This window comes from Micromonospora sp. NPDC005324 (assembly GCF_040607155.1).
Lineage (GTDB): Bacteria > Actinomycetota > Actinomycetes > Mycobacteriales > Micromonosporaceae > Micromonospora > Micromonospora trifolii.
Genome location: NZ_JBEXGE010000042.1, coordinates 36,443 through 49,776 on the forward strand (window position 1 = coordinate 36,443; position 13,334 = coordinate 49,776).

A 13,334-nucleotide genomic window follows, 5' to 3' on the forward strand; every position below is an offset into this window, starting at 1 on the left:
CACCCTCGGAGAGCGCGTGGACACCTATGGTAGAACGCGAAATCTTGACCGACCCAGACGGACCTGTGTACCCCTTCGCTACCCTGCCGCCGCAGGCGAACAGCCCCTGGGTAGTGTCCGCTAAGCCCCCAAACGTGAAATTTCGGTCAACGGAGCTTCCTACCCCTTGCCATCCGAGTCTCACATGAAGTTGCGAGTATGCAGGGCGGATAGTTCGGCGGCTTCGTCGTCGGGGAAGCCCAGCCGGGACAGGTGGCGTCTGCGTCCGGTATCCATGTCGGCTTGCAACTGCTGCACGGCGAGGTGGCCGCGAGTGAGTGCCTCGGGGGTCCAATCGCCTGCCGCGAGCAGGAGCAGGGCGTCGAACACATCCTGATTGAGGCCGGCGGTGTCGATGAGTACGTCGTGGCGCCGTTCGATGGCGCCACGCAGCCGGCCGAGCATTGTCGGGTCCGATGCCGACTGGTGTTCGAGGTGCGCCACCCCGAACGCCACGTGCCGGGCCTCGTCGGCGCGGGCCAATCGGGTGACCGTCTGGGTGACAGGGTCGGGGGCGTATCGATCGAGGAAGGTGAGCAGGTACACAAAAGTGCCCTCGCCAAGTACTGACAGTAGGAACGAGGCCAGGGTGAAGTCCGGCTCGGCCAGCAGTGAAGCCAGGGACGCCCGGCCGCCGGCCGAGGAGGTGCCCATCCGACCACCGGTGTGCAGCGCCCGGCGGGTGAAGACGTCGACGTGCCGGGCCTCGTCGGCGGCCTGAACCGCGAGTAGCCCGACCACCTCACGGAAGTGCGGGTGGATGCGGGTCAGCAGCCGAGCCGGGATCACCAGGGCGGCCTGCTCGTTCTCGACCAGGTAGGTCATAATCTGCACGACCGCAGCCTCGATGTCCGCCGGCAGTGTGAACGGCGAGTCCCAGGGGACTACGGTCGCCGGGTCCCACTGCGCGGCGGCCGCGTGAGCGTAGAGCCGGGGTGCCAGGTCTGCCCAGACGATGTCCCGGTCCGCCAGGTCGTAGGCCGGCTCGGGCCCGCCTGCTTCGAGTAGCGCGCCGCGGGCGGCCAGCCCCCAGTGCCCGGGCGGGCGGCGGGTCACCGTGCCGGGTTCGCCGGCCCGTTCCGCGCGCGACCAGCGGTCGGCGTCTTGGCGGCCCTTGACGACCTGGACCCGGCCGTCGTCGCCGGTGGTCGCGCCGTGGCCGGCCGTCCGGCACCAGGCCCTCAGGTGCAGGGTCAGGAAGGGGTCGCGGCCGGTGACCGTGATCGTGCTACCCGGCGCCAAACCGGCCAGAGTTTTCTGTACCAGCAGACGGCCGCCGGTGTCGAAGGCCAGGCCGGCCAGGTCCAAATTCACGGCGAGTACTCGTCCGCGGTTACCCTTCCCGTCCCGTCGTAGAAGCCGGATGCGGTGACCGCCGATTCCAGTAGGTTGTATCCGTCCGTACGCCCAGGCTCCCAGGAGGTAAGTCCCTCCAGGTCCAGCAGCGGGCGCATGGCCGGGTCGGCGTACGACATCGACAGCAGCAGCTTTTCAAACCGCGCCAACAGGGAAGGGTCGGCGATACCGGTGACCGTCATGTTGCAGTGGTCGTAGAGATCAGTGGTGGTGAGCAGCCGGGTGCTCCCGGAGGGCAGCACGCCCTCCTTGGTGAAGAGCAGGTGGTTGCCGTCGAGCACGCAGGCGGCGTCGACCTCGCCGGCGATCAGTGCCCGAGCGGCGTCACGTTCCCCGCCGACGTGGTCGCCATGCAAGCCGACACCGACGTCGAAACGGCGGACTGTGAAGTCCGTGCCGGGCTGCAAGCCGTAACGGCGAAGGTGCTCCAGCGGCAGCAGCGTCGCCTGGGGTGAGTCGACTGCCCCGGTCGCGACCGTCCGTCCCCGGAGGTCGGAACAAGACCGAGACGGGCCGGGACGTGCGGGGCAACACAATCCGCACGACAGCGTGTATCACTTCGATCAAGTGTGACTCGGCCTACTACAACTACTATCCGGACGCGACCAGCACCAACCTTGCTCCGGATCCACGCAATGACCAACTGATCGAGTACCGCACGGCCAACTCGTACAGCCCGACAGACCCGATGTTCCTCACCCGGTTTGGGTACGACACCGTCGGCAACCGGACGAGCACCACCACTCCGCCCGTCGCGGGTTTCCCGACTGGCAAGACCACCACCGTGACCTACACCAGCGCGACCACGCCGGCGGTTGGTGGCGGCACGACGCCGGCCGGACTGCCGGTGACAACCAGGTCCGCTGGTGGCACCACCCAGACCAACGAGTACAACTCCGCCGGCGATCTGGCGCGGATCACTGATGGCGCAGGACTGGTGACCGAGTTCGCCCATGACGGCCTGGGTCGAGTCAGCACGAAGACCGTCAAGACCGAAACCCTGGGGGACCTGACCACCTTCATGGGGTACGACGCGGATGGCCAGGTCGTCGAGCAGACCGAGCCCCCCGTGCTGAACCAGGTCACCGGCGCGGTGCACACCGGTCGAACGTCGACTGACTACGACCCCGACGGCAACGTCACGGGCCGCCGGGTGCAGGACCTGACCGGTGGCGACGCGGAGCGTGCGGTCCAGAGCTTTTACGACGATCACAGTAGAATGATCAAGACGGTCAATCCCGCGGGCGTGGCGACCCTGCTCGAATACGACATCTACGGCAACACCATTGCTGAGGTAACGTGCGACAGCTCTCCGGTGCCCGGAAACCCCTGCCCTTCGGGGGATGTGCTGCACGCGGTACGCAAGACTTTCGACGGCGAGGGCAACGACCTGGTCACGACGGTCACCGGCGCCGACGGAACCACCACCAGGGTCAGTTTCAAGGCGTACTTCCCGGATGGCAATCTCGCCTCCGACACGGACGCCATGAATTACACGACGAACTACACGTACAACGGAGACGGCACGCTGCGACGGGCCACCCGTACCGACGGCACCCGCACCTACGTGCTCGAGGAGAACATCCACCGGCCCGACGGGGAGTTGTCGAGCCAGGAAACCAACAACGGCGCAACCCGAACTGCGTACAGTCGTGACCCCGCCAACCGAGTTGTGCAGATCAGCACCGGAGCGCCGACCGACGCCTACGGGACCGGCCGTGTCACCAGCTTCACCTTCGACGCCGATGATCATGTGCTTACCACCCGGTCCAGCGACAAGGGCGGGACCACGGTGCTGCAATCGACCAGCCGCACCTACGACCCGCTCGGCCGTATGACCTCAGAACGGATCGCCGCGGACCCATCCGTTGCGCCGAACGCCTGGTTCAAGCTGGACGAGGCCACCTTCAGCGACGGGTACAACGTCGCCTACGACTCATCCGCGGTCGCCTCGAAAGCAAGCGGCGGCACCGAGGTAACCATGGGGGGTGGCTTCGCTACCTTCAACGGCAGCAAGGGCCTCCAAGTCAACGCCCCCGTCATCGACACCACCGCGTCTTACTCGGTCTCGGCCTGGGTCAAACCGAAGGACTTCCTGGCAAACCAGACCGCTCTAACGCAGCGAGGCGCGAACACCGCAGCGTTCTTCCTTGAGTACAACAAGGGCCTTAACAAGTGGTCCTTCCGCACGCCGTCGTCGGATTCGACTACCCCATCAACCAGCTACTCGGCTACGTCGAGTACAGCATTGGCCGCGAATACTTGGGTCCATCTGGTCGGCGTCTACGATGCCGTTGGCAAGACCCTCAGCCTGTACGTCAATGGCATTGCCGGTACCGGAGCCACCAACCCTTCCCCCTTTGCGTCGCAGTCGCCGAACATCGGTGGCGGTACCCTCCCTTATGGTGTCAGCACCCAGTTCAGCGGTTCGATCGACAACGTGCAGCTTTACCCGCGAGCGCTGTCCGCTGGCGACATCAACACCCTCTACGGCGGGGGCAACGGCCGCACCGGTGAGGCATTGGGATCGACCACCGGTCCGACGACCAACTACACGATCGACGAGCTGGGCAACACCACCGCCACCACCGACCCGAAGGGCAAGACCACCAGCTACGAGTACGACCAGGCTGGCCAGTTGGTGAAGACGGTGGAGCCGTCGGTGACTGCCGAGGTGTTCGGCACAGCTGGTGTGCCTGTCGTCCCGGTCTCTCGGATCGGCTACAACACGTTCGGCGAGATGGTCGAGACGCAGGACCCACTCTCGAATGTCACCCGTACCCGAGTGGACGCTCTCGGCCGGCCCACCGAGGTCATCGCACCGGACTACACCCCGCCCGGCGGTGCGCCAATCGCCGGGGCATCGGTGCTCACCGACTACGACAAGCTCGATCAGGTGCGCTCGGTGACCAGCGCCGACGGTAAGACGACAAGCTACGACTACGACTCCCTCGGCAATCGGATTGCGGTCACCGATCCGCGGGGCAAGGTGTCTCAGGCGACCTACGACAAGCTCGGCCGGTTCCTGGAGTCGATCGACCCCACCGGCGCCAAGCAGACGTCAACGTACGACCTGATGGACCGACCGCTCACCACGAGCCAGGTGGTCCGCCAGACCGGAGAGACCAACACCACTAACTATGACTACGGCACCGGCGCGCTCGGCCAGGGCCCGTGGCCCCAGGCAGTGACCACCGCGGCAGGCGTGAAGACCTCGAGCACCTACGACTTCACCGGCGCGCCACTTACCACCACCGACGGTGCGAACAACCAGACCAAGTACCAGTACGACGGACTTGGTCGCACCACCAGGATCACCATGCCGGATGCTACGGCGCAGACCGCCAGGTACGACCCGCTCGGCCGGCTCACGCAGCAGCAGGACCTGGACGCCACCGGAACCGTGCTCGTCACCCGATCAAAGGGCTACGACGACAACGGCAACCTGACGTCGTCGACGGACGGCCGCACGACCACCACCACCTTCGGGTACGACGCAGTGAACCGTCTGACGAGCCAGAGTCAGCCGGTCACCGCCACCACCGCGATCACGACCAGCTTCGGATACGACGCCGCCGGTAACCAGACGCGCTTCACCGACGGCCGGGGCAACCAGTTCTGGACCACCTACAACCCCTGGGGCCTGCCCGAATCACGAATCGAACCCTCCACCCCGGGCCACCCGAACCTGGCCGACCGCACCTTCACCACGACCTACGACAAGGCCGCTCGGGTCGTCGACCAAATTGCTCCTGGCGGGGTACGCACCAGCAACAGCTATGACGACGCCGGCCGACTGACCCGACAGGCCGGCACCGGTGCCGAGGCCACCACGGCCGACCGGACCTTCGACTACGACGACGCCGGGCGGGTGACAGGCCTCGGGGTTCCTGCGGGCACGAACACCGTCTCGTACGACGACCGTGGCCTGCCGTTGTCCATCACCGGTCCCGGCGACTCGTCCTCGTTTACCTACAACAAGGACGGGAGGATGGCGTCGCGCACGGACGCCGCCGGCAGCAGCAGCTACACCTACGACAACGCCGGCCGATTCCGGACGGCGGCCAATACCACCACAGGCGTCAACCTCGTGGTCGGCTACAACAACATGTCGCAGGCCTCGTCGATCAGTTACAACTCCGGCAACGTGCGGAGCTTCGGATACGACGCGATGCACCGGCTGAAGTCCGACACACTGAAAAATGCCGCCGGTACCACCACCCTAGGCTCGATCACCTACGGCTACGACAACAACAACAACGAGACCTCAAAGGTCACCACTGGCTTCGCCGGGTCCAGCTTTAACACCTATACCTACGACCTCGCCGACCGGCTGTCGACCTGGAACAACGGCACCACCACCATCGGCTACACGTACGACGGCGCGGGGAACCGGACCCAGGCCGGCGGGAAGGTCTTCACCTACGACGCACGCAACCAGCTCGCGACGCAGAGCGGTGGCGTGACGTACTCGTACACCGCGCGAGGAACCTTGCGCCAGACCAGTTCCGCGGCGGGTTCGTTCGCCACCACTGCGGACGCCTTCGGCCAGGTGAAGTCCCAGCAGTCCACGGGCGGCACCCGCAGCTACTCGTACGACGCGCTTGGTCGCGCCGTCGTGCCGGGTTTCCGGTACACAGGTCTCGACAACGACCTGGCCCAGGACAGCGGGGCGACCTATACCCGTGGCCCGGATGGTTCGCTGCTCGCGACCGGCTCCGGCACAGGGACAGGCTCTCGGTACGCGTGGACGGACCAGCACGACGACGTCGTTGGCCAATTCACCGCCACCGGCACCACCCTCTCCGGGTCGACCACCTATGACCCGCTCGGTGCCGTCGTCGCCTCGTCCGGTCTGCTCGGCAGCCTCGGTTACCAGTCGGAATGGACTGACAACCTGACCGGGCGGATCAACATGCTCGCTCGGTGGTACAACCCGGATACCGGTCAGTTCGACACCCGGGACACCGCGTCCAACAACCCGGTGCCCGACTCGGTCAACGCCAACCGCTTCCAGTACGGCGACGCCAACCCGCTGACGACCACGGACCCGACAGGACACTGGGGCCTCTCGAGCCTCAAGAAGGCCTTCCGCAGCACCGTTTCTTTGGTCACCAACCCTGTTGCGGCGATCCAGACCACCTACCGCGCCGCTACCACCCTGGCGAAAAGCTCCTACCAGGCATTCAACTACGTCCGCTCCGGGAAGGCGTGGCAGGACGTAAAGAAGACGGCACGCAACGTCAAGAACAACCTGAAAAAGGCCGCCCACGTCGTCAAGGACACCACGGTCCGCTGGGCGAAGAAGAAGGCCCAAAAGGTCAAGGACGCCTATCACGCGGCCAAGAAATGCGTCTCCGGCGGCGTGAGCAAGTGCGTGAAGGAGACTGCGAAGAAGGCGGCAAAAGCCGCCGTCACCAACCTCAAATCAACAGTCGAAGCGATCAAGAAGGATCCGTGGAAGTTCGCGGCGACGGTGGCCGTGGGCATCGCAGCAACAGTCGCAGTGGCCGCCCTGTGCGCCACCGGCGTCGGGTGTCTGATCCTGGCTGGTGCCGCCGCTGGAGCGATGTCCGCTGGCGCCGGATACATGGTCGACGTGGCGCGCGGAGATGAGAAGTTCTCACTGGGCAACCTGGCCAGCACAATGCTCGAGGGCGGCCTGGACGGCGGTCTCTCGGCCGGGGTGAGCAGGTTGACCGGAGGTGCGACGAAGCTCGCCGGCGGTGGCGCCAGTCGGGCGCTCGGCGGCAAGAGCGGCAGAAGCGCTGGGCCGAGCCGGCCACAGGCCGGCGAGGGACGACAGGCCGCCTCGGGTTGTAGGACTCAGCGGCATAGCTTCGATCCGGCCACCCGGGTCCTCATGGCCGACGGCAGCACCAAGGCGATCAAGGACATCGCACTGGGCGACAAGGTGGCGGCGACCGACCCCGAGGCTGAGGAGACTGCGGCCAAGAAGGTCACCGCTCTGCACGTCAACCAGGACCGAGACCTCACGAACATCACGGTGCGGGACGCCAACTCGGGCAAGTCGACGGTGCTGAAGACCACGCAGCATCACCCGTTCTGGGACGCCACCGACCGCAAGTGGGTGGACGCGGCCGACCTGAAGGTCGGCCACCGCCTGCTCGTGCACGACGACAAGCGACTTGAGGGTGACGGCACCGGTGCCGGCATGGGTGGCGGGGGACCTGGAGCGCAGGTCAGCGTGGTCGAGGTTCAGAACCTCGGCGGCGACGCCGAGATGCGCGACCTCACCGTCGCCGACATCCACACGTACTATGTGATCGCCGGCACTACACCGGTCCTCGTACACAACAACAATGCCTGCGAACTCGTCAGTGATGGCACGCCCTCTACTGCGACGGTAAGCCCACAAAGGTTGGCCGATGATGCGAGGGCATTGCACGATACGTACGGCGTCGGAACGCGGGCCGATCGGGGCGCGACGGTAGCCACCGGGCAACTGGGAGGTGACCTCGTGTACGCGGTAAACCAGAATGGTACGAATCGCGCGCTGCGTGCTTTGGCTGCCAACCTGGGGTACAGGCGAGTATTTGCTACCGATCTCAATCCGCAGATTGATACGGATGCTGAACAGATCCTCTTTAATGCAATCGATGAGGGCGATGAGATTGCTGACGGGATCATTTCCGCATCTCGGCCAGCTTGTGGGCCAACTAGACAAAACTGCGCTGCGCGAGGCAACGACTATACGAATATTCAGCTGTACCACCAGCGAAGGTAGACTGGCCCTCACTGGATCCCGTGGCCCGAGGATCGTCGCCCCACGGGATCCAGTGACATTGAATCGGCTGACGATTGAGGAACCGATGCTCTTGCTGTGGGACAACATCATCGAGGGCTATGCTGCTGAGCTCAGTCATATGACCAGGTCCGAACTGTGCGAACTCTCGGTCAGGGGCGTCGAGGGCACAGTTCTGCTCTTCGATCCTCCCTTCGTGGAATACTTTCCACCGGCGACTGCGAGTCTATTTGATTCGACGCTCGCCTCATGTCGCTCAGCTTCGCCGCTGTGGAGGCTGGAGAGCGGTCTCGTTAGTGATTTCTACCTGAGCCTCGATTCACTTCCCAGCGTGCCCATTCGACCGGGGGTTGGGCCGTTTTTGATGGCGTTGACTCGCCTTGTTGGGGGTATCGCCGAGACGATGGATGCTGACGTCGCGCTTGAGATTCTGTCGGCATGCTACGAGTCGATACTGCTTTCACAGCTGACCGGTAGAGTAACGGTTGAAATGCAAGAGAATAATGACATGTGCCGTAAAGTCATACGATTTCAGGAAGAATTAATTGCCGAGTACCAGGCAAGATGACAAGGGGTGCTCGCAGGGGCGTTTCATTTCGCTGGTCCTCCCCGGGGGCTTCACGGGTCTTTTTGGCGGGACCTGGCGGTAGATTTCTTCGTAATCGAGATGTTCGTGTTTCGCCGGATCGCCATCGAGCCGAGGACGAACGTGCAGGTGGGCCGGGCAGCGAACTGCAAGCCTGAGTCACCACACCATCATCGCCCGTAGATGCGACAGATCCTCCGTGCACTGTTGGGTGCTGGACGGGGCAGGGATCGGGGTCCATCCACCGTGATGTCGATACCTTGGCTGCTGGGTGAAGGCGCGTGTGTGGGTCAGATATGAAGGTGGGGGGCGGGTGATCCCTTCGACGAATCCCCTGGGTGGGCGGGAAGTAGACCGTCGTTGCCTCGCCGGCAGGATCAGGGCTGCCAGCACTGTTCGCCGTCAGGGACTATCCCGACACCGTGCACGGCGAACAGGGGCGCCCGAACCCTTGCGCCTCTGCAGCGTTGGATCCCGCTGCGCGAAGAGCAGGGGAGAAAGCAGAGAGCTTGTCCTAGGATGCTTACAAGGGGTGCCTTCCACAAAAGAGCTACCTGGACCCGATGTCAGGACGGGTTCTTGACCGGTCGCCGTAACGATTCCGGTGACGGATCGAGGCCTGCAGCCGCAGAGTGATTGGCATCAGGCAGCAGCGGGCGACACGAAGGGCTGTCGTTCTGTCCGCATCTGCGGACGTATCAATCGGTTCTGGCATACCGTGACAGAATCGTTGTAAAACTGGGGGTCAAGGGGTCGTCGGTTCGAATCCGGCCGTCCCGACAGCGAGAGGGTTTCCACAGGTCAGAGCCTGTGGAAACCCTCTTTTTCGTGTTCACGGTGGTTCGTCGAGGTCGAGTACGCCGCTTATCGACCCCTTGACTCGACGGGTGACCGACATGGCTCTTCTGGACCTCACCAAGCTCACCACCGACCTGTCCTTGACCTGGGCGGGGTACCTGCGCGACTGGGACCGGACGCTGCGGGCGGGCAACTACCCGGAGACGACCCGGTACAACTACCTCCTCGCCGCCGCGCAGCTGGCCCGTTACCTGGCCGAGCATTCGCCGGACCCTGATGCCGCCGACGCCGCGGAGGACCCGACGGAGGTGACCCGGGGGCATGCGGAGGTGTTTCAGGCGTGGATGATCGAGACCCGGTCCGCGTCGACCGCGTTGAACAAGCACAAGGGTCTGCAGCAGTTCTTCAAGTGGTTGCTGGCGGAGGAGGACATCGACCGCTCTCCGATGGATCGGGTCCGGCAGCCCAAGACGCCACAGAAGCTGATCCCGATCATCCGGGACCAGGACACGAAGAAGCTCCTGGACGCCTGCAAGGGCAAGACCTTTCCGCACCTGCGCGACGAGCCGATCATCCGCCTGTACTACAACACCGGAGCGCGTCTGTCGGAGGTCGGCAACCTCCTGCTCGATGACGTCGACCTGAACACGGAGTCGGTGCACTACCACGGCAAGGGTGCCAAGGACCGCCGGGTCCGATTTGGGCCGAAGACGGCACGGGCCATCAGCCGCTACCTACGGGCGCGGGGCAAGCACAAGGGTTCGGAGCTGCCGGATCTGTGGCTCGCCGACCGTGGCGGCCGGAGGTTGGCGGCCAACGGCATCAAGATTCGTCTGAAGCGGTTGGGCCTCGCCGCTGGCGTGGCGAACGTGCACGCCCACCGCTGGCGGCACAACTTCGCCCACGAGTGGAAGCGTGCCGGCGGGACACCGGCGACCTGATGCTGCTGTTGGGCTGGACCTTTGAGGACATGCCCTGGCACTACGGCGCCAGCGCGGCGGCCGAACGCGCCCAGGAGATCCAGGTGCAACTGGGCATCGGGGAAGGGGTGTAGACGCGGTCGGCCGATCCGAGTGCCGGCTCGGCCGACCGCGTTGTCCTCGTCGGGTCTAAGTCGAGTCAGGGCTGGTTTCGGCGTACTGGCTCCGGTGCAGATCCCGGTACGTCTTGTCGTACAGAGCTGCCTCGGATGAGCCGATCTCTCGCTGATCGGCTCATCCACCTTCCCGACGCCTTCAGTCCCGGTCGATGTTCCAATCGGTGGCGTTGCCTAACAGCCGGCTTGCAGGCGACGAACTTGCCCTACCGGACTGGCCGCAGCCGGTACGGTCTGGTGTCAGTGCGCGCGACTACCGGACGCTCCATACCAGTAGGCCATCGAGCTGAGACCCTTACCGTGAGTCTTCTGCTGAACTGCATGAACATCGGCTTGTGACAGACGAGTTTGCGATCTACGAGCAGATGCTGGCGGTGGGACGGTTCGGCGACCGTTCGAGACCGGCGATCGCCGCTACCTCGCCGAAGGCACCATGGCATTGATCACCACGCCCGCCCCCACCGTCGCGACAACCGAACTGGCAGCCGCATGACCACCATCGCCTGGCCCGACCGCAGAGCCGACATCATCACCGCCCTGGCGGTCCTCGCGACCCTCCGCCCGCACACCCCGACGTCATGGCCCGGCCTGACCGAAGCCGTGCACTGGCTCATCGACGACACCTTCTGGGACCAACGCTCACCCAGCAGCGACATCGGCACCATCCTCAGCAGGGCCAACGAGGCCGACGCGATCACCGCAACACTCAAACCCCTGTCAGCCATCCTCGACGAACTCGGACCCACCGCAGCCGACGACGACTACCTCACCCACCCCCGATGGCACGAAGTCACCCACGCCGCAGCCGACGCTCACCAACTCATGACTGGCCAAACGCCAACTCGACCCGAACACTGAACAAGGAGCAGAGACTCACGCTTACACCACGTCACGGGACGTGACCGACCTGTTCCGTTGCGGACCCACCAGATGCGGCGGAGCGTGGCGCTCGGTCGGCGGTGAGAGCGGAATGTCAGGTGCCCAGTAACGCCGATCAGCGGGCCTGGGCAAGCAGGACCTCGATCATCGTTTGAGGTTCGATGGTTTCTGGTCGGTCACTTACCTGCCCGTCGCCGAGTTCGATGACCCGCCACAGGCCGTCCGTGCGCAGAGCGAGGTCCACGGTGACGAAAGGCAGGCCGAGCCCGCCGACCAACGGTGCGACCGGGGCAAGGTTGACCTCGACCGGCACCGAACCGTTTGGGCTGTCGGGATGCGCTCCGATCAGAACGCATACACCGTCGATCCACCACGTCCGTACCTCGGTCGAGGCGAATCGCTCGAAGCGCCGCAGCACGAGCCCGCCCACGAAGTCGTCGTCACGCAATTCCAAAAAGCGCCTCGCCACGCTCCACGCGGCCGCGCCGTCCTCGAGCTCGGGAATGAACGCGGCCGAGTCCCAGTAGTGCTTCATCGACTTGCTGTAGTCACGCAACACCGCTGGTCCAGCGCCCAGCTCGGCACGCGCGCGGTCGAAGTCCGCCCGCTCGGAGCCCGTGGTCCACACCGATAGCGGGGTCACGGAAGCTAGAGCGGCATACCAGCCAGGCAACTCATGTGCCCGCCGGTACTGCTCAGCACCAGTCCGCAACACCACACCACGTTCAGCGAGCACCTCAGCGAACATGGCGTACTGCTCGCTACGCAGCATCCAGCCGCGGTACACGGCCATACCGCTGCTCGAGACCGAGGCGACCGCACGGCGCACATCTCCGCCCCGCGCCAACGCGTCGTGGTCGATCACCGCCACGTCCAGCCCGGCAGCACGCGCAGCCCGCGCCTCCGCGGCAAAATGCTCGTCCGGGTGGCGCGGCCGAAGAGGGTCCGCGGGAACCAACAAGATCACGCCTACATCCTGCCCCAGACGGCCATTCGACCTCGAACTGTTATCGCGGGCCGCCGCCCGGGACGCGGCATGAGAGTGTTCCTGATCTTGAGTCAGAAACCTCGGAAGACACCATCCGCGCCCGCTGAAGTCGCAAACTCGATGTAGTCCATTTTCGCAAGCGATAGGTTGTTCTGGATCGCCTGCACCTGCTGCGGCAGTGCCCGGAACGGTCGCGCGTCGACCCCGGCGTTGAGGTTGATGACCAGCACGGGTTGGTCTGGCGTGGACACAGCGACAGCGTCGATCACGAACAGCACCGGGTGCCGGTACTCGTGCGGGTAGCTCGGTGGGTAGCCGGCCACGATCGTCCCTTCGTCCAGGCCGTTCAACGCGCGGTCCTCAACGAAATCTACGTCCGCGCCGAAGCCCTCCTCGGTAGGCTCCGCGATCCACTCCCTGATCCGGTTCCAGTCGGCGTCATCGGTGAAGTCCGCCCGCACCACTGGAACGCTCCACGTCCCCGGCAACTCTGCCACCGGCGCAGCGTAACCGCCGAGGCCGGCCCTGGCCTAGTGGCGTACACGCAGCGCGCCGGCATGTGCGGACACACCTTCCTTGGCGCCGGGCACACTACGCTCGGAGGCCGGCCTGCCCAACGCGCGGTGACACCAGATCTGCTGGCACCGTCGGACATCAGAATGGTCCGAATTGCCGGGGGCGCGGCTGCGGCGGCGGCCCCTACGGAAGCGTCGCTCGGCAGGCCACTCGTGCGGGCCCACTGGGGCCAGCGCTCCACACGCGCCGACGACCCGCACACCGGTTTCGCGGTGACGGCGGCCGAGGCCCCCCTGGATGGCAACTGAAA

The 13,334-nt window shown here is 65.1% G+C and carries 8 protein-coding genes; 4 read left to right on the plus strand and 4 right to left on the minus strand.

Translation table 11 applies throughout. The features are described 5' to 3' along the window. Positions 1–180: 180 nt before the first annotated feature. A complete protein-coding gene (locus ABZS40_RS30825; protein ID WP_354947358.1) occupies positions 181–1,353 on the minus strand; it encodes a ferritin-like domain-containing protein in 1,173 nt (390 codons plus the stop codon). Next, the gene (locus ABZS40_RS30830; protein ID WP_354947360.1) at positions 1,350–1,931 is read right to left on the minus strand and encodes a PhnD/SsuA/transferrin family substrate-binding protein; all 582 of its coding nucleotides are present in this window, start codon (positions 1,929–1,931) and stop codon (positions 1,350–1,352) included. Before ABZS40_RS30830 ends, ABZS40_RS30825 begins: the two co-directional genes overlap by 4 nt. Between ABZS40_RS30830 and ABZS40_RS30835 the strand changes: the two genes are divergently transcribed. From ABZS40_RS30835 to ABZS40_RS30850, 4 genes are all read left to right on the plus strand, one after another. Continuing rightward, a complete protein-coding gene (locus ABZS40_RS30835) occupies positions 1,916–8,143 on the plus strand; it encodes a LamG-like jellyroll fold domain-containing protein (protein ID WP_354947362.1) in 6,228 nt (2,075 codons plus the stop codon). The genes ABZS40_RS30830 and ABZS40_RS30835 overlap by 16 nt on opposite strands. Before the next feature lie 85 nt (positions 8,144–8,228). After that, complete coding sequence (locus ABZS40_RS30840) at positions 8,229–8,729, plus strand: hypothetical protein (RefSeq protein ID WP_354947364.1); 501 nt, start codon at positions 8,229–8,231, stop codon at positions 8,727–8,729. 914 nt (positions 8,730–9,643) lie between these two features. Beyond that, entirely contained in the window at positions 9,644–10,486 is an 843-nt protein-coding gene (locus ABZS40_RS30845) for a tyrosine-type recombinase/integrase (RefSeq protein WP_354947366.1), read from the plus strand. A 644-nt stretch (positions 10,487–11,130) separates the two neighbouring features. Continuing rightward, positions 11,131–11,499: a hypothetical protein gene (locus ABZS40_RS30850; RefSeq protein WP_354947368.1), complete on the plus strand. Its 369-nt coding sequence runs from the start codon at positions 11,131–11,133 to the stop codon at positions 11,497–11,499. A gap of 136 nt (positions 11,500–11,635) precedes the next feature. On the opposite strand, the gene ABZS40_RS30855 is transcribed toward ABZS40_RS30850, so the two are convergent. Further along, positions 11,636–12,487 carry an ATP-grasp domain-containing protein gene (locus ABZS40_RS30855; RefSeq protein ID WP_354947370.1) on the minus strand — a complete coding sequence of 284 codons (852 nt, stop codon included), beginning with the start codon at positions 12,485–12,487 and terminating at the stop codon, positions 11,636–11,638. Between the two features lie 92 nt (positions 12,488–12,579). Continuing rightward, positions 12,580–12,972, minus strand: coding sequence for a hypothetical protein (locus ABZS40_RS30860; RefSeq protein WP_354947372.1), 393 nt, complete (start codon positions 12,970–12,972; stop codon positions 12,580–12,582). Positions 12,973–13,334: the final 362 nt, after the last annotated feature.